Annotated in this window: 18 protein-coding genes; 3 read left to right on the top strand and 15 right to left on the bottom strand. The window is 39.2% G+C overall.

All coding sequences use genetic code 11. The annotated features are described in order from the left end of the window. Nucleotides 1–11 precede the first annotated feature (11 nt). Nucleotides 12–428, bottom strand: a complete 417-nt coding sequence (locus tag H5116_RS07700; RefSeq protein ID WP_002957825.1) for a VOC family protein — start codon at nucleotides 426–428, stop codon at nucleotides 12–14. A gap of 243 nt (nucleotides 429–671) precedes the next feature. Here H5116_RS07700 and suhB point away from each other — a divergent pair, with 243 nt between their 5' ends. Beyond that, nucleotides 672–1475, top strand: coding sequence for an inositol-1-monophosphatase (gene suhB, locus H5116_RS07695; RefSeq protein WP_002957826.1), 804 nt, complete (start codon nucleotides 672–674; stop codon nucleotides 1473–1475). 53 nt (nucleotides 1476–1528) lie between these two features. Here the strand turns inward: suhB and H5116_RS07690 are convergent, their stop codons facing one another. From H5116_RS07690 to queA, 7 genes are all read right to left on the bottom strand, one after another. After that, on the bottom strand, nucleotides 1529–2338 hold the full coding sequence (locus H5116_RS07690; RefSeq protein ID WP_182695500.1) for an ABC transporter substrate-binding protein: 810 nt from the start codon (nucleotides 2336–2338) through the stop codon (nucleotides 1529–1531). 19 nt (nucleotides 2339–2357) lie between these two features. Continuing rightward, nucleotides 2358–4145 (bottom strand): GGDEF domain-containing protein, encoded by a 1788-nt coding sequence (locus H5116_RS07685; protein ID WP_182715871.1) that lies wholly within the window; start codon nucleotides 4143–4145, stop codon nucleotides 2358–2360. A gap of 129 nt (nucleotides 4146–4274) precedes the next feature. Next, nucleotides 4275–5222, bottom strand: a complete 948-nt coding sequence (secF, locus tag H5116_RS07680) for a protein translocase subunit SecF (protein ID WP_002957828.1) — start codon at nucleotides 5220–5222, stop codon at nucleotides 4275–4277. A 9-nt stretch (nucleotides 5223–5231) separates the two neighbouring features. Next, entirely contained in the window at nucleotides 5232–7091 is a 1860-nt protein-coding gene (secD, locus tag H5116_RS07675) for a protein translocase subunit SecD (protein ID WP_002957829.1), read from the bottom strand. Nucleotides 7092–7110: 19 nt separating this feature from the next. Further along, nucleotides 7111–7446, bottom strand: a complete 336-nt coding sequence (yajC, locus tag H5116_RS07670; RefSeq protein ID WP_002957830.1) for a preprotein translocase subunit YajC — start codon at nucleotides 7444–7446, stop codon at nucleotides 7111–7113. A 25-nt stretch (nucleotides 7447–7471) separates the two neighbouring features. After that, nucleotides 7472–8599, bottom strand: coding sequence for a tRNA guanosine(34) transglycosylase Tgt (gene tgt / locus H5116_RS07665; RefSeq protein WP_002957831.1), 1128 nt, complete (start codon nucleotides 8597–8599; stop codon nucleotides 7472–7474). Nucleotides 8600–8782: 183 nt separating this feature from the next. Then, nucleotides 8783–9814 carry a tRNA preQ1(34) S-adenosylmethionine ribosyltransferase-isomerase QueA gene (gene queA, locus H5116_RS07660; RefSeq protein ID WP_002957832.1) on the bottom strand — a complete coding sequence of 344 codons (1032 nt, stop codon included), beginning with the start codon at nucleotides 9812–9814 and terminating at the stop codon, nucleotides 8783–8785. Nucleotides 9815–10000: 186 nt separating this feature from the next. Here queA and H5116_RS07655 point away from each other — a divergent pair, with 186 nt between their 5' ends. Then, nucleotides 10001–12532, top strand: coding sequence for a GGDEF domain-containing protein (locus H5116_RS07655; RefSeq protein ID WP_039489071.1), 2532 nt, complete (start codon nucleotides 10001–10003; stop codon nucleotides 12530–12532). A gap of 190 nt (nucleotides 12533–12722) precedes the next feature. Next, the gene (locus H5116_RS07650; RefSeq protein ID WP_002957835.1) at nucleotides 12723–12935 is read left to right on the top strand and encodes a hypothetical protein; all 213 of its coding nucleotides are present in this window, start codon (nucleotides 12723–12725) and stop codon (nucleotides 12933–12935) included. An 18-nt stretch (nucleotides 12936–12953) separates the two neighbouring features. Here the strand turns inward: H5116_RS07650 and H5116_RS07645 are convergent, their stop codons facing one another. From H5116_RS07645 to H5116_RS07615, 7 genes are all read right to left on the bottom strand, one after another. Then, nucleotides 12954–13880, bottom strand: coding sequence for a hydrogen peroxide-inducible genes activator (locus tag H5116_RS07645; RefSeq protein ID WP_002957836.1), 927 nt, complete (start codon nucleotides 13878–13880; stop codon nucleotides 12954–12956). 82 nt (nucleotides 13881–13962) lie between these two features. Continuing rightward, nucleotides 13963–15231, bottom strand: a complete 1269-nt coding sequence (locus H5116_RS07640; RefSeq protein ID WP_024597536.1) for an inorganic phosphate transporter — start codon at nucleotides 15229–15231, stop codon at nucleotides 13963–13965. Nucleotides 15232–15270: 39 nt separating this feature from the next. Continuing rightward, entirely contained in the window at nucleotides 15271–15948 is a 678-nt protein-coding gene (locus H5116_RS07635; protein ID WP_002957838.1) for a TIGR00153 family protein, read from the bottom strand. Nucleotides 15949–16098: 150 nt separating this feature from the next. Further along, nucleotides 16099–16800, bottom strand: coding sequence for a phosphate signaling complex protein PhoU (gene phoU, locus H5116_RS07630; RefSeq protein WP_007586465.1), 702 nt, complete (start codon nucleotides 16798–16800; stop codon nucleotides 16099–16101). 46 nt (nucleotides 16801–16846) lie between these two features. Next, entirely contained in the window at nucleotides 16847–17674 is an 828-nt protein-coding gene (gene pstB / locus H5116_RS07625) for a phosphate ABC transporter ATP-binding protein PstB (RefSeq protein WP_002957840.1), read from the bottom strand. Between the two features lie 27 nt (nucleotides 17675–17701). Next, the gene (gene pstA / locus H5116_RS07620; RefSeq protein WP_002957841.1) at nucleotides 17702–19351 is read right to left on the bottom strand and encodes a phosphate ABC transporter permease PstA; all 1650 of its coding nucleotides are present in this window, start codon (nucleotides 19349–19351) and stop codon (nucleotides 17702–17704) included. Nucleotides 19352–19366: 15 nt separating this feature from the next. Then, nucleotides 19367–21601, bottom strand: a complete 2235-nt coding sequence (locus H5116_RS07615) for an ABC transporter permease subunit (protein WP_182715870.1) — start codon at nucleotides 21599–21601, stop codon at nucleotides 19367–19369. Nucleotides 21602–21972 lie beyond the last annotated feature (371 nt).

Below are 21972 nucleotides of genomic sequence, written 5' to 3'. Positions count from 1 at the left end.
TTAGTATTTTATTATAAATCGTTATTTCGCTCGCTTGGTATATCACTTAAATACTCTACAAACTCAACTTCAAACCCTGCAGGATCAATAAAGTAGACATTCTTTCTGAAAGGATTCTCGCTACCTTGCTTGCTTAGAGTAAAACCCGCTTTATTTAAGCGCATTACTACTGCGCTTAAATTATTAGTTACATAAGCAAAGTGTGCAAAACCAATTTGATGGCCCGATAAGTTTCTGTTTTCACCTTCACCATGACTGCTTATCGCAATGTAATGCGTGTCATCTCCAAAGTGTACCCAGCGTCTTGGTTTTCCATGCCAATCGCCTCTGCCCTCACTTCTAATCGACCAATGTGGAAATACAGCGCGATAAAATGTAAGCATACTATCTATATCACTCGCGACTAAGTTTACGTGCTCTAAATACATAATGTTATCCTATCAGTTAAGTTAGGAGCACGATAAAACCTCAAGTTAACTTTAGGTAAAGTGTTATTTAAAATTAATTTATTTAAATGCAGATAATTATTTTTTAAAAATATATAAACTTTTCAATCTTGTATAAAAAACAAACACAAGTATTTGGGGTTTATTGTTTACTTTATGGCAAAAGTCGCTAAAATACGCCGGCTGAAATATATAAACGTTCTTTTACAACCCAAAGGTAATACCATGCATCCAATGTTAAACATTGCGGTTCGCGCTGCGCGCAACGCAGGCAAAATTTTACTTCGCGCAAGTGAAGATTTATCAAAAGTTGAAGTGCAACAAAAAGGCGCTAACGACTTAGTAACTAACATTGATAAAGAAGCCGAAGCCGTAATTCGTGACACTATTTTACAGTCTTACCCTACTCACTCAATTGTTGGTGAAGAACTAGGTGAGCATAAAGGCAAGGATGATGATTACCAATGGATTGTAGATCCTATCGATGGAACAACTAACTTCATCAAAGGTATCCCTCATTACGCGGTTTCTATCGCACTTAAAGTTAAAGGTCGTTTAGACCAAGCTGTTATTTATGATCCAATTCGTGGTGAGCTTTTCACTGCATCTCGCGGTCAAGGCACTCAGTTAAACAGTAAACGTCTACGCGTTAGCAAAACTACGGTTCTTGCAGGCACTGTACTTGCTACTGGTTTCCCTTTCAAAAACAAAAACCACATGGATGCATACACTGAAGCGTTTAAAGCATTGTTTGTACACACTGCTGATATTCGCCGTGCAGGTTGTTCTGCTTTAGATATGGCATACGTTGCAGCTGGCCGTGTTGATGGATTTTTTGAAATTGGTTTAAAACCTTGGAACTCTGCTGCGGGCGAACTAATGGTTAAAGAAGCGGGCGGTATGGTTGTAGATTTCGCCGGTGGTAATAACTATAACCACAGCGGCAATATTATCTGTGGTTCACCAAAACTGACTCAAGCAATTATCCGCGAAATTCGTCCAGTATTAACTGAGTCGTTACTTCGCTAATTAAATGCTATTAATAGCATACTAAAAAGGAGCCTAGGCTCCTTTTTTTGTGCCTAAAAATAAGGGTTATCGAGCTTAATCTCTATTGTTTTACCTTTTGTATAAGGTAGTGTATTTAAATCCTTTGCGAAGTATTCATTAAATAATGCATCAAACTCGCCGTTTGTCTGCATTAATATTAAGCCCTCCTCTACTGCCTTTGCCAATTCGGGTTTACTCTTAGTCACAAAATAATAAATACCCGTTGGGTAGCTTATATATAAATCAGGCACAACGACTAAGTTACTTTGTTTGTTTTCAATAAGCTCAGAATTAACCTCAATAAACGAGCGAGGAAAGTAATCTATTCGCCCACGGCTCGTTAAAGTGAACATGGCTTGGTAATTGGTAAGCGGCCTTACACGTAAGCCGTTATAGGACATTATTCTTGTATCTGGCCAGTTGTGACCCTGCACTGCTGAAAACTCTCCTAGCTGCTCTAGGGTTTTTACGTCTTTAAAGCGTGCTACGTTTTGTTTATTAGTGAGTAAAGCCCGCTTTCCTATATAACCTTTAAATAGTGGTATTTTAATAGCTAAAGCAAGTGCCTCTCGCTCTGGACTACTCATACTCCAATACATATCTAGTTCGTTATCATTTAGGTTTATGAGCTTACGTTTTTGCTGATCTGATATGGGAGTCATCCTAATAACCCCAGGATAGTTAACACTCTCAAGTGCACGTACCAGTAGCTCACTTAAGTACTCTTCTCGTGCGTTTTGAGTATCTTGCTTTTGGGCTACATTAATTATTTGCTCTTGCGCCATAAGTGCAAAACTTGCAAGCAGACCAAGTACACTGGTCGAGATTTTTATTGGCAACATAATAATTACCTATTTTTATTTAAATTACCTGCTTATTGCTTGCTAGGCGCACCACTGCGGGCGCAGGCCCTTTACGTTTGCAAATAAACAAATAACTATGGCGATAACGTTTGGCTTCTTTTTTAGCATCAGTTGCGAGTGCTGCAACTTGGTGACTGTTTTTACATTGTTGTAAATCAGGCTCAACTAAGCCAATCGATAACGTTAGTAGCGGCACAAATTGCTTTTCTCCTTCACGATTTGTGGCCCAATACCCTTCGCTCTTTATGTGCTCAGGTGTAAAAAATATACGAGACTGGAGTTGAAATTGCTCAATAATGGTATTACATATATCAACCGCGTTGTGCTGATCAAACACCACCATAAAGTCATCGCCACCTATATGTCCTACAAAGTTAGCACTATTTTTACACGCTTGCACTGTTACATCAGCTAATAGTTTAATTACACTGTCGCCGCTAGCGTAGCCGTATAAGTCATTAAATTGCTTAAAATGATTTAAGTCTATATACGCGAGTGAAAACGGATTACTACCTTTTAATCGCTGCTCTATAGCTTCATTAATTGCCACATTACCAGGGAGCATAGTCAGTGGATTAGCGTGTTGTGCATGGCGTATTTTTTCTTCGGTTATGTGTTTTAAAATATCGCGAAGCGGCGCTAAACCTAAATAAGCGTTTTCTCTGGTTATCACTATATGGCGGCGTATATCAAAGTCTTGCTCAGTTATTTGTTTACTTACGGTATCGAGTAATTGGTTTTCGTCAACGACTAAGGGCTGCTTATCCATCAGTGCAGTAACGGGGCGTTTATCGTAAAGAGCATGCCCATAGGGCGCTGCAAAAACTTCTGTTAATTGATCTCTGTGAAGTAACCCTACTGGCTGGTTTTCAGTATTTAACACTGCAATGCTTATGAGTGATTTATCTTGCTCAAAGAGCTTATGCGCATCTTTACAGCGAGTGTCGCTGCTTATTGCAGGTTGCGTAACCGATAAGCGACCTATGGCCATAGATTGATCAAACAATGTGTTTGATTGCGTAAATGAAAGAGCTTTTAGTTGCTCTGAGCTGAAATCTTCACTTGGCTTTATGCTTGGCTTTTCGAGTAAAAACCCTTGTACATTACTAATGCCTAAGTTTTCTACAAATGTAAGCTCTTCTGGACGTTCGATGCCTTCGGCAATAACCTGAGTATTAGTAGCTCTGGCCAAAATAGTAATAGATTTCAAAAACTCTTTTTTAACTTCGCTTTCATCACAATGATCAATAAAATAGCGGTCAATTTTTACAAAATCAGGGCATAGTTCAGACCATTGCTTTAACCCTGAATACCCAGCGCCTAAATCATCTATTGCTATAGTAAAACCGAGCTCTCGATAATGGGCTATCGTTTTTAATAACAAGAAGCCATCATCTACTTTTTCTTGCTCAGTAACCTCTATAACTACACGGTTAGCAGCTAAGCCAAATTGCTCTATTAGGTGCAATGTTTCCCCTTTAGGGTGGCAAGGGTCTAGTAGTGTTTTAGGGCTTACATTTAAAAATAATTTACCTTGTAGGTTAAGCCTTACAAAGTTTTCAATCGCTTTAGAGCGACATAGTAATTCAAGCTCCGAAATTAAACATTCCTCATGGGCAACTTTAAATAACGTATTAGGCATTTCTAACGGGCTATTTTTAGGTCCTCGACTAAGTGCTTCGTAACCTAAAATAACTTGATTACTAATATCAAAAATAGGCTGAAACAGCGTTGTTATTTCACCGCTTTTTAAAATGTACTCTAATACTTTGCGCTGAATCGTCACGTATTTGCCTTACAACTATTTTGATTGGAGCAATAAAGTACCAAGTGTGTATGACATTTTTATTGCGCAAAAAAATGCGCTCATAAAAAAACCGCTCATAAGAGCGGTTTTTATTAAGTACAAACCTAGTTACGGCATAGCGTCTTGGTCTGCGCCTTCTTTTTCTATTACTTCTGGTATTAAATCTTCTTTGCTTACGCCCATTGCTATAGCAACAGAGCTTGCAACATAAATCGAAGAATAAGTACCAATAAACACACCAAACAGTAATGCAGTTGCAAAACCATGAATGGTTTGTCCGCCCCATGCAAACAAGGCAATCAATACTAAAATAGTCGTGATTGATGTTACAAGTGTACGGTTAAGTGTTTGCGTAAGTGAAATATCAATAATTTCTATCGTATCGTCAATGCGTACCTTACGGAAGTTTTCACGTATACGGTCTGATACAACAATCGTATCATTGAGTGAATAACCAATTACCGCAAGAATTGCCGCTAATATAGTTAAATCAAACTCTAAACCTAATACCGAAAATAAACCCACAGTAATGATAACATCGTGTAGTAGTGCACCTACCGCACCTACTGCAAAGCGCCATTCAAAACGAAACGCAACGTAGATTAAGATACAAATAAGCGCAGTTAACATGGCAAGGCCACCCTGCTCTTTTAAGTCTTCACCTACACTTGGGCCTACAAATTCAATACGGCGCATTACTACGCTGTCGTCTGCTTTTTTAAGTGCATCGATTACTTGGTTACCAATTACTTCAGCTTTTACATCGCTACCGCGTGGTGCTAAGCGAACTAAAATTTCTTGGCTTGAACCAAATAGCTGCACTGATGCATCAGCAAAACCATTATCAGCTAGTGCATCACGTACTTTTTTAAGGTCAGCCGGTTGTGAAAAACCCACTTCTACCGCAGTACCGCCGGTAAAATCTAAACCAAAGTTTAGGCCTTTGATAAAAATTGATGCAAACGACGCTAAAATTAGTAGCGTCGAGAAACCCATAGCCACTTTTCGAAGAGACATGAAACGAAGGGTTCTACTACCCAAACTTAAAATTTGCATGTCTGCTCCTTAAATCGAAAGTTTATCAATGCGTTTACCACCAACAAATAAGTTGATTACCGCACGGGTACCAACGATGGCTGTAAACATTGAAGTTAAAATACCAATCGCAAGTGTCACTGCAAAGCCCGCAATCGGACCAGTGCCCACTGCAAACAGTATAATGGCAGCAATTAGTGTCGTGATGTTGGCATCAAATATAGTGCTAAATGCGCTATCGTAACCAAAATGAATCGCTTGTTGAGGGCTACGGCCATCGGCCAGCTCTTCACGAATACGTTCAAAAATAAGTACGTTAGCATCAACCGCCATACCTACCGTTAATACAATACCGGCAATACCTGGTAGCGTAAGTGTAGCGCCCGGAATTAAAGACATAACACCTACAATTAGTACTAAGTTAGCCGCAAGCGCAAGGTTTGCAACCATACCAAAACCTTTGTAGTACACAAGCATAAACACAAGTACAAACGCAAAGCCAAGTGCAACCGCAGTCATACCCGCTTCAATATTTTCTTGTCCTAAGCTTGGACCTACTGTGCGCTCTTCAACAATTTGAATTGGCGCTACAAGTGCACCAGCACGAAGTAGTAAGCTTAAGTTATGTGCTTCTGCTGGGTTATCAATGCCGGTAATACGGAACGAGCGATCAAGACGGGCTTGAATCGTTGCTACGTTAATAACTTCTTCAACCTTAATAGGCGGAAGCGCTTTACCGTCTGCATCTTTTTTACCTGATGGCTTGTACTCAATAAATACCGTTGCCATACGCTTACCAATAGCACGCTTGGTAAAGGCATTCATTTTTGCCCCACCTTTGCTATCTAACGTAATACTTACTTGCGGACGTTGGTATTCATCAGCGCCAGATTGCGCGCCCGTAATATGGCTGCCCTCTAAAATAATACGCTTTTTAAGTACAACAGGGTAACCGTCGCGGCTCATGATCATTTCAGTACCCGCTGGGATACGACCTTGGGCAGCAGCGCTAATATCTGCGTTTTCGTCTACTTCACGAAATTCAAGTGTTGCTGTCGCGCCTAAAATTTCTTTAGCACGTGCAGTATCTTGAATGCCTGGTAGTTGAACAATAATACGCTCAGCGCCTTGGCGTTGTACGTTAGGCTCTGCAACACCAATTTGGTTGATACGGTTACGAATAATCGTTTCATTTTGCTTGATAGCGTAGTCACGAATTTCTTTGAGTTTTTGCTCACTCATTGTCGCAAAAAATGCTTTATCGTTACTGCTGTCATCAATGTAGACATTTAGCGGGTAGCGAGTTTCTAAGAAACTCTCTGCAGCATTTTTGTCTTCTTCGGTACGCATTTCTACACGCATACGATCGGAGCCTGCTACGCGGCGAACACTACGATAACGTAGTTTTTCTTCGCGCAGGTCACTGCGAAAATCTTGTTCCATTTGCTCAAGCTGGTTATCAACCGCTGTTGCCATGTCGATTTCCATGGTGAAATGTACGCCACCACTTAAATCAAGACCTAGCTTCATAGGGTTACCACCGACCGCTTTTAACCAAGCTGGTTGAGCAGGTGCCATATTAATAGCAGAAATGTAATCATCGCTCAGCGAATCACGTAGTAAGTCATGCGCTTTAAGTTGCTCTTCAACATTTTTTAAACGAACTAAAATTTGTCCATCTTCAAGTATTGTCGATTTAGCGGTTACATTATTTGTTTTAAGGATTGCGTTTACTTTGTCTACAACACTGAGATCGACATCAGCGCCTTTAGCACCTGAAACTTGTATAGCCGGATCGCGACCATACAAGTTTGGAGAGGCATATAAAAGGCCAATGGCTACCACAGCTAAAACAAGTAAATACTTCCAAACTGGAAACTTGTTTAACACGGGGTCGTCCTTATTATTTTTATAGCGACTTCATTGTGCCTTTTGGCAATACTGCAGATACTGCAGATTTTTGTACTGTAACTTCTGCTTGCTCGTTTAAAGAGATAACGATGAAATCTTTCTCTTCAGAAATTTTCACAATTTTACCCACTAAACCGCCTTGGGTAAGTACTTCATCACCTTTAGCCATCATACTCATTAAGCTTTTGTGCTCTTTAACGCGCTTAGCTTGTGGGCGGTAGATTAAAAAGTAAAAAACCAAACCGAAAATAGCTAACATTATTAGCATTTCCCAACCACCGCCTGCCGCAGGTTGACCAGCTGCTGCGTGTGCATTTGAAATAAATAAACTCATGATACTTCCTCTTTAATTTTAAAGTTTAATTTTTTATATCTGCTAACTCTGGCACATCTTGGCCTCGGCGAGCATAAAAATCTTGTACAAATTCTTCTAATTTACCTTCGCTAATTGCATTACGTAAACCTTCCATAACACGTTGATAGTAACGTAAGTTATGAATTGTGTTTAGTCGCGCACCTAAAATTTCGTTACATTTATCAAGGTGATGCAAATAAGCTCGTGAATAGTTTTTACACGTATGGCAATCACACTCAGGGTCAAGTGGCCCTGTATCTGTTTTATGCACTGCGTTACGTATTTTTACTACACCCGTGGTAATAAATAAATGGCCGTTACGCGCATTACGTGTTGGCATAACACAGTCAAACATATCAATACCACGGCGAACCGACTCAACTAAGTCTTCTGGCTTGCCTACACCCATAAGGTAACGAGGCTTGTCTTCTGGCATTTTAAACGCACAATGATCAAGGATATTCATCATTTCGTTTTTAGGCTCACCTACTGATAGGCCACCTAATGCATAACCGTCAAAACCAATTTCTTCAAGGCCAGCTTGTGATTGTGCACGTAATTCTGGGTACATACCACCTTGGATAATACCAAATAAAGCAGATGGATTATCGCCATGCCCTTCTTTTGAACGCTTAGCCCAACGAAGAGATAACTCCATAGAATCTTTAGCTTCTTTTTCAGTCGCTGGGTATGGCGTACACTCGTCAAAAATCATAACGATGTCTGAACCTAAGTCACGCTGTACTTCCATCGACTTTTCAGGCGACATCATAATTTCATCACCATTTACTGGAGATTGAAATAAAACGCCTTCTTCAGTAATTTTACGCATTGCGCCTAAGCTAAATACTTGAAAACCGCCTGAGTCAGTTAAAATTGGGAAGTCCCAATTCATAAAGTCGTGTAAATCACCATGTTGTTTAATGATCTCAGTACCTGGGCGAAGCATTAAATGAAAGGTATTACCTAAACATATTTGCGCACCAGTGGCTTTAACTTCATCTGGCGTCATACCTTTTACAGTACCGTAAGTACCAACAGGCATAAAAGCAGGTGTTTCTATTACACCACGGTCAAAAATTAAGCGGCCGCGGCGCGCTTTTCCGTCAGTACAATCTAATTCAAATTTCATATCATCCTCAATGTCGGAAAAACAGTCCAACAAGCTATAATTTAACCGCCTGATTCTACCCTTTTTGCCTCACTAATACTATTAGCTGCGATAAATTCAGTTTTGCCAATTGCCGCAAACAAAAACCCCAGCAACTAAGCTGGGGGTTTTAATATATTCTACTGAGTATTAAACAATATTTTGTTACTTTCGTGTTAAAAACATGGCGTCGCCATAACTAAAAAAGCGGTACTGCTGCTCTATTGCAGTATTGTAAGCGCCCATAATATTGTCTTGGCCGCTAAATGCGCTGACTAACATTATAAGCGTTGATTCTGGTAAGTGAAAATTTGTGACCATGGCATCAACAACATTAAATTGATAACCCGGAAAAATAAATATATCGGTATCACCAAAATACGTATCTAACTTGCCGCCGTGAACTTTAGCAGCCGACTCTAATGAGCGAACTGAAGTTGTGCCTACCGCAATTACACGCCCACCATTTGCTTTAGTTTGCGCAACAGCTGCAACTACGTCATCAGGTACTTCTATGTACTCTGAGTGCATTACATGCTCATCAACACTATCAACTCGTACCGGCTGAAAAGTACCAGCACCAACGTGTAGCGTAACAAAAGCCATGTTTACGCCTTTATCTTTGAGTGCTGTCATTAATTTATCGTCAAAATGTAGACCTGCAGTTGGTGCTGCAACTGCACCTGGTTTTTCTCCATAAACAGTTTGATAACGCTCACGGTCAGCATCGGTATCAGGCCGGTCAATATAAGGAGGCAGTGGCATATGGCCAATATCATTAAGTATATCTAGCACGTTTTGGCTATGATCGAACTCAAGCTCAAATAAAGTATCGTGGCGTGCAACCATTATTGCCTTGGCTTTGCCTTCTAAAATAACTTCGTTACCGACCTTAAGCGACTTACTTGCCCGTACATGCGCAAGTACGCGATGCTCATCTAATACCCGCTCTACAAGTACTTCAACTTTTCCGCCTGAAGCTTTTTGACCAAACATACGTGCTGGAATAACGCGTGTATTGTTAAAGACCAATAAATCGCCTTCGTTTACTAAATCAAGTATATCGCTAAACACTTTATGTTCTAAAGTTCCGCTTGGGCCATCTAAAGTGAGTAGACGGCTGCTGGTTCTGTCCGCTTTAGGAAAACGAGCTATTAATTCATCAGGTAAGTCAAAGCTAAAGTCAGCCACGCGCATAATTAGTAATCCACATCATTTAAAATCGCGCCAAGTGTATATGTATCGGATATTAAGCTCAAGAAATCAGCCAAACTTATAATGTCTGTTTGCGTGTTTGCCATTAAATTCTCTTGTTCTTATGGTTAAATGTCACTATTCTTATTCGGCTAAATTATTATAAGTTCTATTAGGGGTGTTCAACTCGTGCCAAACCAGCTTAAATTGCTAATATTAAACGCAAGTAGTGCTGAACGTCGCGCGATTAAGGGCACTTTAGAGAGCTTAAATGTATTTACCTTTATTGATGCCCAAGACAGCCAACAAGCTTTAAAGCTTTTAAAACAACACCCTGTTGATATTATAATAACGGGCATTAATGTTGGTAAAATTGATGGCTGGCGCTTTTCTAGGATGATCCGCTCAGGATTATTAAAAACACCAAAAAACACACCAATCTTACTTATTCCGCCAATTTACTGTGAGCGGATTGCCGAAACAACAGCCCGAAGCTATGGGATAGATGCTGTACTACCGTTTGAGCACAAAGATATGCTCCCTCAAGTACTTGCGAATGTTTTATCTACTCACTTAGAAAAAAGTAGCCGGCTAAACTTATTATTATTAGAGCCACTTCAAAATACGGCAGACAAAATAAGTGAACAGTTAAAGTTAAACTTTGCTATCACTCACGTAACTTCAGCTAAAGCCGCACTTAACGCTTATAACCAACAGCAGTTTTCAATTGTGCTACTCGATGCCACTACATCAAGTGCAGAGAGCTCGAGTGTACTCGTTGAAGAAATCCTCCAGCACAATTCTAAACAAGCTATTGTTACAATTATAGAAAGTGACGATGCCGATTACGCTGAGCAGCTTTTACTTTCGGGTGTTACCGACTTTATTAGAGCCCCTTACGATCCTTCATTTTTAAACAAAGTGTGTGACCACGCCGCACGACGTGAAGATTTTATGGTGAGTTATGCTGAATTTGCTTACAAAGTAGAACAATTAAGCGTGAGCGAAGTGCGTTACAAAGAGTTATTTTCAGCTCATCAGCGTATTTTATTGCACTTAAATACAGTTGTTTTAGAGCTCGATCAGCAAGGTAATATTCGTTTTATTAACCCCGCATGGGAAACATTAAGCGGTTTTGGTGTTAAATCATCACTACAAAACCCATTAAGCGCTTATTGTAATAACGAAGATAAAGGAAGGCTTGACTACACTATTAACGATATTTTACATGGTGGCGAGCAACAGCAACAAATAGAAGTAAAGTTAACCCACAAAAATGGCAATTTAATTTGGGTTGAATGCAGATTGCAGCTAATAAAAAATAGTCGTAACAACGCGACTATAACCGCAACTATCGACAATATACACGAACGAAAGCAAGCTGAGATTCAACTACGTCATTTAGCACACCATGACCCATTAACTGGTTTACATAATCGTTATTATTTTGATCAACAGCTTAATAAAATATGCCAAGATAAATACACCTATGATGGCATAGAGCATGCTGTTATTTATATTGACCTCGATCACTTTAAAATAATAAACGACAGTAAAGGCCATCATCAGGGCGATATAGTTTTAAAAGAAGTGGCGCAATTATTTAAAGCAAATATTGGCGACGATCACCTGGTATGCAGAATTGGTGGGGATGAATTTGCAGTCATACTTACCAATATGAATTTACTGGATGCACACCTTATTGCAGAAGGTGTGTGTAGTGCGATAGAAAAACATGCTTTTAAATCAGAAGATCAGATATACACTATTAGCTGCTCTATTGGTTTAACTCAAATCACGACACAAAATAACGACCCTAATGAGTGTTTAAAACAAGCCGATATTGCTTTGTATATTGCCAAAAACCTAGGGCGTAACTTAGTACATTGCTATTCAAAAGAAGATGCTCAAAACAATACACTACAAACAGGGCTTGAATGGGGCCATGAAATTCGCCAAGCACTACAGCAAGATAATATTGAACTACATTACCAACCCATTTGGGATTTTAAGGAGTGTAAAGTTGCTTATTTTGAAGCGCTTTTACGCTTAAAACTCAAAGGTGAACTCGTATACCCAAACCAGTTTATTCCTTCTTTAGAAATGCTTAACGACACATTTTTGATGGATCAATGCGTTATACGTAATGCTATTGCTTGTGTATCTAAGCACCCAGAGTTAAACCAAGTTGCTATTAATTTGTCAGCACAATCGTTCTTAGATGAACGCTTATTGCCATTAATTGAATCAAACCTTGAAAAGTATAACGTGCCTGCTTCGCGGATAATTTTTGAAATAACTGAATCTGCGAGTATTAATAACCTAAAGGCCACTCGTAAAATGATTGAGAAGCTTAATAGCTTAGGCTGTCATTTTTCTATCGATGATTTTGGAACTGGATTTAGTACATTTAATTATTTAAAACAGCTACCAGCACAGCATGTAAAAATTGATGGCTCATTTGTAAGTGATATGCTCAATGACCCTATAGATTTAGCGTTAGTAAAAGCAATAAATGATATTAGTCGGTCTCTCGATAAGCGCTCTGTAGCTGAGTACGTTGAAAACGAAGAGATATTTTTTGCACTAAAAGAAATTGGTGTTGATTATGGGCAAGGCTACTTTATTGCACGCCCAATACCTGTTGAAAAAGTAAAAGATGAACTCGAAAAAATTTCTAAAAATAAAACGTTTTACCAACAACAAGCTAGCCCAAAATAAACAAAATTAAACAATTTTAATCATTTTATTACTACCAATATTACCTTTCTTGCCTATACTTTCAGCATCAAATAAAAATGTCGTGCCTTTTTATGCTTTTCACTTTAAAAACATGACATTACCTTTTGGCGGCGTAGTACCGATATTTATAGTGGGTTTCAAAGCTATTTAAGCTTTTAAGGAAGAAGGTATGACACAACTAGTTATGTTATTACTGATTATACATTTTGCAATCGCGTATCAGTGTTACCGCTACGCGAATATTAAAGGCTACCCAGTTAAGGTTTTTACTGTATTAGGCTGCGTGCCTTACTTTAACTTGGTGGTATGGATTTATTTATTATTTTTACCTGAACTTGAGCCTTTTGAAAGTCATCTTCAAAATCAAAAGCAGCCTTTGTAGGCTGCTTTAGTTCACTTATTATTCTGCTTTAGAAAAATCTAAACTACATTGACGCTTTAAAAACACCTCAAGCTGTTGACTAAATAGCCTAAAGTCTCGAATTCGGCCCGTAGTTTTACGCCACAAGATACCAATATCTCTATATGCATCACTTTGTGATGGTGTAGCCACCATATTTTTATTATCTAAAATACCCGCATTAATAGCCATCTGTGGTAAAAAAGTCACCCCGAGCTGATGTTCAACCATGCTTAATAGAGTATGTAAGCTTGCAGCTTCAAATGGGTTAATACAACTGGCACGGTTTAAATGACATGCACTAAGCGCATGGCCCGTCATGCAGTGCTCGCGCTCTAATAAGAATACGCTAGCCTCTGGTAATAGGTTAAAGTCGACTACGCCCTTTGCAGCGCTGTAATCCTTATGGTGCACTAAACTAAACTGATCTTTTGCCAATACTTGTGTATGAAATTTATCTGTTTCGTACGGCAGTGCAAGTAGCGCTAAATCAATATGCCCATGTTCAAGTTTATCCAGTAGCTTGTCACTCGTATCTTCAATTAATACCAGCTCTAAATCACAAAAGGTTTCTTTACAAAAATGATAAAGCGGAGCCGCTATAAAGCTTGCAATTGTAGGTATAACACCCACAGTCAGCTTACCACTTAGTGGTGTTAAAAAGCTTTTTGTAAGCTCTTTTAAACTAATTGTATCGTTAATTATTTTACGAGAACGCTCAACAACTTCTTCACCAATACTGGTAAACATCAGGCTGCGATTTTCACGCTCAATTAGCTGACAGCCTAGTGTTTCTTCAAGATTTTGAATAGCGCTACTTAAAGTAGATTGTCCTATAAAGCAGGCACTAGCGGCTCTGCCAAAGTGCTGATGTTGATGAACAGCTAATAAATACTGTAGTTGTTTAATACTTGGAAGGTTAGTCATTTTTTCTTTCCACAAATAAAAAGACCCCAACACCTAGGGCATTGAGATCTTTTCAAGCTAAAAGTCTTTGAGTACTTTTTTATTAAACCCCAAATGCGGTTCTTAGTACGTAGAAAATAACAATAGCAAGGGCAGCGCCAACTGGCAATGTAATTACCCAAGAAACTACAATGTTTCTGATAACACCCATGTTAAGCGCGCCAATTCCACGTGCCATACCTACACCTAATACCGCACCCACTAAGGTTTGAGTAGTAGAGATTGGCATACCAGTACCTGAGGCAATAACAACGGTAGAAGCAGCAGCTAGTTCAGCAGCAAAACCACGGCTAGGTGTTAAATGTGTAATACCTTCACCAATTGTTTTGATTACTTTTTTGCCTAAAATAGCAAGACCAGCAACAATACCAAAACCACCTAGAGGTAGAATCCACCAAGCAATAGCTGCTTTTTTAGCAATTTCACCATTGTTTTCAACAATGTTTACAACAGCTGCTAGTGGACCAATTGCATTAGCAACGTCATTAGAACCATGTGCAAATGCCATACAACATGCTGTTAGTACCATAAGAACAGCAAATACTTTTTCAACATTGTTGAACTGCATTTGTTTATCTGCTTTTGGATCAATATTTAAGCGAGATATGGCAATTTTACCAATCACAGCAACAACTATTGCAACACCTACTGACAGTGCATAGCCTTCAGCTGAGCCTAGGTCTATACCAACGTGCTTTAAGCCCTTTTTAATTGTAACCAATGCCATGATAAAACCTGCTAAGCCCATATAAAGAGGGACATAACGTTTAGCATTTTTTAGTGGTGCATCTGTATTAAAAATAAGTTTTTGTGCACTCATGAATATTAAGTATGCAATAAAGCCTGATATGGCAGGTGTTATAATCCAACTACCTACAATACCACCTACTTTATCCCATTGAATCGCCTCAGTACCTACTGCAACTAACGCAAAACCAATGATTGCACCAATGATTGAGTGAGTTGTAGATACAGGCCAACCTAAGAACGAGGCCATTAATAACCAAGCACCGGCTGCAAATAAAGACGAAATCATACCCAGAACCATTAATTCCGGAATATCTGCAAATGGTGCTGCATCAATAATTCCTTTACGAATTGTTGATGTAACCTCACCACCTGCTAAATAGGCGCCTGCAAATTCAAAAATCATCGCTATAAAAATAGCTTGTTTGATTGTTAGCGCTTTTGAACCTACAGATGTACCCATGGCGTTCGCTACGTCGTTCGCGCCAATACCATAAGCCATAAAAAAGCCGACTGCTGCGGCAATTAAAATTAATACCGTGCCGTAAGATGCAATGATATCCATTGTAAAACCTTAATCTTTCGTGTTTGAACTGATTTTAAATTAACGAGCTAACATCAGCTCAAGACGTGATCCTACGCGCTCTGCAATATCTGCAAGCTCGCCAACCCATTCAATGATTTTGTACAAAAACATCACATCAATTGGGTTTAACTCACCCTCTACATCACGTAGCTGGCGGCGTACTTTTATCTGCATTTCGTCCGTGTCTTGTTCTATGGCATCCAATTCAACTAACATTTTTTCTACTAAGGTGACTTCTCGACCTTTAAAACCCGTTTCTAGCAATTCTTCTAATTCGTTAATTGCTTTAGATGCTTGTTTAGTCGCATCTACACAACGGGTTAAGTAAGCTAAGAAATCAGCTTGCATAACTTTAGGAATGGTCATTTCACGACCAATCACTCGTCCTGCAATATCTTTTGCTTTATTGGCAATTTTATCTTGTTGAGTTACTAATTCGAGAAGATCTGTACGCTCTACCGGCATGAATAAACCACGTGGCAATTGTAAGCGTATATCTCTTTTCATATCATCAGCTTCACGTTCTAAATTGCGAATAGTGATGCGAAGCTCTTCAGCTTGTACCCACTCTTCTTTAAATACGTGATTAAAAAAAGGTATCAAAGCTTTACTTGCTTGATGAACCTTCTTGATGTGTTCTTCCATTGGTTTGATAGGAGATTTTGCAAATACTCCTAAAAACGCGTTTGTAGGCATAACTGACCCTTTAATCAAATTGATATGCTTTGCAGCATGAATTTTACAGTATTAACCAAGATTGTGAACGCTTTTTATTACTTCACTAAGGCTTGCAATGCACAAAGCGGCACTAAGCCGCTTTAATAAAAAAGAAAAATAGGTAAAAAATTATAGCGATTTTTCTATATCTTCTTGAGATGTATGACGAATATCTTTGCCATTTACAAAATAAATAATGTATTCCGCAATATTTTGACAGCGATCACCTATGCGCTCTAATGAACGAACAGACCAAACTAAGTCCATAATTTTAGGGATTGAGCGTGGATCTTCCATCATATAAGTCATTATTTGACGTGTGATAGCTTCATATTCACGGTCAACTTTTGCATCTTCTTTATGTACTTGAAATGCGCGCTGCACATCCATACGTGCAAATGCGTCTAGTACATCATGTAACATCTTTAGAACTTGGCGGCCCATATTCTCAATATTTACTAACAAGTCTTGTTGATCTTTAGTAAATGAGTCTAGTGCAACTTTAGCAATTCGCTCAGCTTCATCGCCAATACGTTCTAAATCTGCAATAGTTTTTGCAATTGCAATCACTAAACGTAAGTCACTTGCTGCAGGCTGACGACGAGCAATGATACGCGTACATTCTTCATCAATGCTGACTTCCATTGCATTTACTTTGTAATCGTTCTGACGTACCTTTTGAGCAAGCTCAGCATCGTTACGACTCACCGCATCAAGCGCGCTATTTAATTGCTGCTCAACTAAGCCACCCATACTCAATACATGGTTACGTACATTTTCTAGTTCTTGGTTAAAGCGCCCAGAAATATGCTTATTAATATTATGTTCCATAGTTACCTTCTCTCTTAATCTTGTACAACACGCTATAACGGGCTAATTAACCGTAACGACCGGTAATGTAATCTTCAGTCTTTTTCTTCGTTGGTGTAGTAAATAAGGTATTTGTGTCTGAGTATTCAATCAATTCGCCCATATACATAAAGGCTGTTTGATCAGATACACGCGCTGCTTGTTGCATGTTGTGTGTAACAATAACAACGGTAAATTTGTTTTTTAAATCGTTTATTAGCTCTTCGATTACCAAAGTAGAAATAGGGTCGAGTGCTGATGTTGGTTCATCAAGTAAAAGTACCTCAGGCTCAATTGCAATTGAGCGAGCTATAACTAAACGTTGTTGCTGACCACCCGATAAGCCAAACGCGCTATCGTGCAATCTATCTTTTACTTCATCCCACAAAGCAGCACCACGAAGTGATTGCTCTACTACTTCATCTAATTTACGTTTCTCTTTAATGCCTTGTAAGCGCAGGCCATAAACTACATTTTCATAAATTGATTTAGGAAATGGATTAGGGCGCTGAAACACCATGCCTACATTACGACGAAGTGCTGCTACATCTACGCTCTTATCGTAAATATTTTGACCATGGAGTAATATTTCACCTTCAATACGGCAAATATCAACCAAATCATTCATGCGATTAATACAACGCAGTAATGTTGATTTACCACACCCAGACGGCCCGATAAACGCAGTTACTTGGCCTTTAGGAATGTTCATATTAACTTTATTAAGCGCCTGCTTATCACCGTAGTAAAGATCGAGGTCTTTAATCTCTAGCGCTTTTTGATCATCCGTTAAATTTTCTAGGTCTAACTTTTGACCAATATTAGCTTGGTTTACTTGTGGAGCGACTGTAATCATTTTTGTTACCTATAAAATCTTTACTAATTAGTGTTCAAGCGATCTGAATTTTTCACGTAAATGGTTACGTATACCAATGGCCGTTATGTTTAGGGTAATAATCACCGACACCAATAAAAAGGCAGTGGCGTATACCAGCGGACGTGCCGCTTCAACATTAGGGCTTTGGAAGCCAACATCGTATATATGAAAGCCTAAGTGCATGAACTTTCTATCTAAGTGAAAATACGGGAAGTTACCATCAAGTGGTAATGTAGGGGCCATTTTTACAACGCCTACTAACATTAATGGTGCAACTTCACCTGCAGCACGCGCAACTGCCAGTATTAAACCAGTCATAATTGCAGGGCTTGCCATTGGAATAATTATGCGCCATAACGTTTCAACCTTTGTTGCGCCAAGCGCTAGTGAACCGTCACGTACGGTACTTGGAATACGAGATAAGCCTTCCTCAGTCGATACAATAACAACTGGCAAAGTTAATATAGCAAGCGTTAACGCCGACCACATTACACCTGGCGTACCAAATACTGGCGTTGGTGCCGCTTCAGGGTAAAATAATTGGTCTAAGCTACCACCTAACATGTATACAAAAAAGCCGAGGCCAAACACACCGTACACAATTGAAGGCACACCGGCCAAGTTAATCACCGCAATACGAATCATCTTAGTGACTGCATTTTTAGCGGCATACTCGTGTAAGTAAATTGCAGCAACAACACCAAACGGCGTCACTATTACAGCCATCAGCATAACCATAAACACAGTACCAAATATAGCAGGGAAAACACCGCCCTCTGTATTTGCTTCACGTGGGTCATCAGATACAAACTTACCTAGCTGCACAAAGTAGTGCCCTAGCTTTGCAAAAAAGCCCATATCATTTGGAAACCAAACATCAAGTACTTGATACATTGGAATCGTAACTACTTCACCGCGCATATCTTTTACAGTTACGTGGTCACGTTTAGCTTGTTTACGTAGTGCAAATAAATCTTTTTCAAGTACACCATACTGCGCACGTAATTCAGCACGCTCTTGAGCAAGCTCAGCAACACGTTCATCAGTGAGTGCGTTATCTAGTAAGTAGCCCTTTTCTTTTAAACGAAGACGCTCAAGCTCATAGTTAATATGCCCAATGTCACCATTTTGTAAATCAAGTGCTTCGTCGTTTAAATCCACGGCACGCTCTACAAGTTCATGTAGAGCTTCAATTTTATCGCCTTCGACTGGTTTACCATCTTTAATTACACTTTCAACATAACCATAAAAATTACCGTTTTTACTACGCTCAAATACAGCAAGCGTTGCAGGCGTTGTTTTATTTTTAATGTCGGTTTCTAATATCCAACGAAAGTCTAAATCTACATACTCACGATTACCTGTTTTAATAAGTAAGCGCTCTATTTCTTCTTTTTCAAATCCGCTAACGTCAATACCTGTCGCGGCTAAACGCGTTTTTGGTACTAATTCACGGTCATAAACTTCGCCAATAACGGTTTGTTTTGAAATTGACCCTTCAAGTTCAAACTGCACAACTTCTGAAGGCCAGAAAAAACTTAATCCTTTCCAGGCTATCATTGCTAATAAGCCTAGAACTGAAATTAAACTGATGCTCACTGCACCACCGGTCATCCAAATCCAAGGAGAACCAGACTTAAACCACTGCTTTACCATGTCATGTCTCTCCGCTTACATTGAGCTATATTTTTCACGCAGTTGCTGGCGAACAAACTCAGCGACTGTGTTAAAAATGAATGTGAATATGAATAGTACAAAGGCCGCTAAGAACAATATTCTGTAATGCGAACTACCTACTTCTGACTCAGGCATTTCAACTGCAATATTTGCTGCAAGCGTACGCATACCTTGGAAGATGCTCCAATCCATAATAGGTGTATTACCCGTTGCCATAAGTACAATCATGGTTTCGCCAACGGCGCGGCCAAGTCCCATCATTACCGCAGAGAAAATACCAGGGCTTGCTGTTAGTAATACAACACGTATTAGTGTTTGCCACTGCGTTGCACCTAATGCTAATGAGCCATTTGATAAATGCTTTGGAACACTAAATACGGCGTCTTCTGCAATTGAGAATATAGTTGGAATAACTGCAAACCCCATCGCAATACCTACAACCAGCGAGTTACGTTGATCGAATGTCATACCTAGCTCATTTGTTAAGTACTGACGTACATTGCCGTCAAACATCCAAAGCTCAACAAATTCACTCATCGCAAACGAAAACCAGCCAATAAGTAAAACGACCGGAATAAGGATAATTGAATGAGATCCTTCAGGAATTCGATGACGGATTTTGGTTGGTAATTTAGTCCAAGATAAACCTGTCGCTAACATACCTAAAGGTAATAATATGAGTAACCCAACAATTGCAGGTAAGTGCTCTTCTATCAAAGGAGCTAACCAAAGACCGGCTAAAAAACCTAAAATAACGGTTGGTAATGCTTCCATTATTTCAACAGTAGGCTTAACTACCTTACGTAATTTACTCGACATAAAGTATGCCGTGTAAATTGCCGCCGAAAGCGCAATAGGCACTGCAAATAACATCGCATAAAGGGCTGCTTTTAATGTACCGAACGAAATTGGCACTAATGAAAACTTAGATTCAAAGTCATCACTGGCTGATGTTGACTGCCATATATAACCTGGCTCTGGGTAACCTTCGTACCACACTTCTTGCCAAAGCGCTGACCAAGTGACTTCTGGATGCTCGTTATGTATTTCTAATACTGTTAGTTTGTTATCCGCCAAAATTAATGCAGCATTTGAACGCGGTGAAATTGCAAAGTTTTGTATTGCGCCTTCACTTACTTTACCTTGCCATAATTTTGCTTCGCTTGTTGTGTAGTACACCCCAAGCTCACCGTTACTGCTGGTCGTAAAAAAAGTACGACGGTAGAACTCTGTAAATACATTTAATTTACTTTGCTTAGTCGTTTCAAATGAACGTATTTTTTCATATTCGCGGCCAGTGTCAGTGTTAACTTCAAACCACTGCGAAACTTCGCCGTTATCATTGGCAAGCATTAATGAGTTTGCACCTGCTAGTAATTGTGCAGATACAATATTGGCATTTTCTTCGTTAGCTGAAAGTAGCTGAATTTGCTCTACATCACTTGGGTCACGTGTATCGTATACGTAAACTTGATTAGCAGAACGTACAAAAGTACGGGTTGTATCTGGCGACATTAATAGCTCATCTACACGCCCTTCAACATCTAGCTCTGTGCGCTCAACAACCCACTCAACTTCGCCAGTAAACATATTCTCTTCAGCAACAAAACTGCTAAACAGCACCCGTTTGTCTTCTGTAAGTGCGACAACAGCTGTTCTGTCTTCATAGTGGCTAAATGCAAAGCGTTTAATAGCTGAGCCTTGTTCATCTACTTCCAAAGCCATTTCCCCAAGAGGAAAGTCTAAACGAGGCGTTAATTTACGCTCGTTATTAGGAAAGGTGACCAAAAATTTAGGTGCTACGACCATTACAGTGCCATCTTTTAAACCAAACGCATAATGCCCTTGAAAAGGCGCGCTAGTTGCAAAGCTTGTTGCATCACTTGGTAGCTCGGCGTTTAATGTTTTAAGCTTTTTACCAAAGCTGCCATCTTGCACACTGTAAAAATCAACCTGCCCTTGCTGACTGAGTAAATAAGCAACTTCAGTTTGCTCTTCTACACCTAGGCCTGCTATTTGCTGCGAATTAGCGACCTGAAAGCTATCGCGTTTTTCTACTTTTGCAGATTCAAAAATTGGCTGTACTACATAAAGAAGGTAAAAGAATATTAATAGCAGTGCTACCAATACCATTATCCCACCTGCGGTTATACCAAATTTGGCAAACCGATCTTTAAATAGACGGCTTCGATCCGTATTAAAAGTCGGTTTATTCGGATTTGAAGTCATCAAAACACCCTTAAATCTTAACGTTCTATAAATTATATTTCATCAAGATGACAGTAATGTTACAGCAGTAATAATAAGCACGTTAAAACGGTTTTAAATAAAACTAGCGAAGAAAATCGCTAAATAAGTCTCATATAGATGATTTTTAAGTGAACTAAATTATAAAATAATTGGACAAAGCATTTATCGAGGTCAATACTAAAAGAGTACTTACTAAATAAGAATGACTATTAATACCGCGTATAGTCAACACAACCACATTCAATTTTATTATTTTAAAATCAACGATTTATAAAAGTGCAACAATACACAATTTAGATTAGACAATACACTTAATGCCTATGCATTTACTTTCTTTGGGCTTAAAAAGA

The organism is Pseudoalteromonas sp. SG45-2, assembly GCF_014164115.1.
Lineage (GTDB): Bacteria > Pseudomonadota > Gammaproteobacteria > Enterobacterales > Alteromonadaceae > Pseudoalteromonas > Pseudoalteromonas distincta.
This window is presented reverse-complemented; position numbering and strand designations above follow the sequence as displayed.

Excerpts from the sequence above, each read along its gene's own strand:
- H5116_RS07700 (WP_002957825.1), bottom strand. The coding sequence starts at position 428 with ATGTATTTAGAGCACGTAAACTTAGTCGCGAGTGATATAGATAGTATG.
- suhB (WP_002957826.1), top strand. The coding sequence starts at position 672 with ATGCATCCAATGTTAAACATTGCGGTTCGCGCTGCGCGCAACGCAGGC.
- H5116_RS07690 (WP_182695500.1), bottom strand. The coding sequence starts at position 2,338 with ATGTTGCCAATAAAAATCTCGACCAGTGTACTTGGTCTGCTTGCAAGT.
- secF (WP_002957828.1), bottom strand. The coding sequence starts at position 5,222 with ATGCAAATTTTAAGTTTGGGTAGTAGAACCCTTCGTTTCATGTCTCTT.
- yajC (WP_002957830.1), bottom strand. The coding sequence starts at position 7,446 with ATGAGTTTATTTATTTCAAATGCACACGCAGCAGCTGGTCAACCTGCG.
- tgt (WP_002957831.1), bottom strand. The coding sequence starts at position 8,599 with ATGAAATTTGAATTAGATTGTACTGACGGAAAAGCGCGCCGCGGCCGC.
- queA (WP_002957832.1), bottom strand. The coding sequence starts at position 9,814 with ATGCGCGTGGCTGACTTTAGCTTTGACTTACCTGATGAATTAATAGCT.
- H5116_RS07650 (WP_002957835.1), top strand. The coding sequence starts at position 12,723 with ATGACACAACTAGTTATGTTATTACTGATTATACATTTTGCAATCGCG.
- H5116_RS07645 (WP_002957836.1), bottom strand. The coding sequence starts at position 13,880 with ATGACTAACCTTCCAAGTATTAAACAACTACAGTATTTATTAGCTGTT.
- H5116_RS07640 (WP_024597536.1), bottom strand. The coding sequence starts at position 15,231 with ATGGATATCATTGCATCTTACGGCACGGTATTAATTTTAATTGCCGCA.
- H5116_RS07635 (WP_002957838.1), bottom strand. The coding sequence starts at position 15,948 with ATGCCTACAAACGCGTTTTTAGGAGTATTTGCAAAATCTCCTATCAAA.
- phoU (WP_007586465.1), bottom strand. The coding sequence starts at position 16,800 with ATGGAACATAATATTAATAAGCATATTTCTGGGCGCTTTAACCAAGAA.
- pstB (WP_002957840.1), bottom strand. The coding sequence starts at position 17,674 with ATGATTACAGTCGCTCCACAAGTAAACCAAGCTAATATTGGTCAAAAG.
- pstA (WP_002957841.1), bottom strand. The coding sequence starts at position 19,351 with ATGGTAAAGCAGTGGTTTAAGTCTGGTTCTCCTTGGATTTGGATGACC.
- H5116_RS07615 (WP_182715870.1), bottom strand. The coding sequence starts at position 21,601 with ATGACTTCAAATCCGAATAAACCGACTTTTAATACGGATCGAAGCCGT.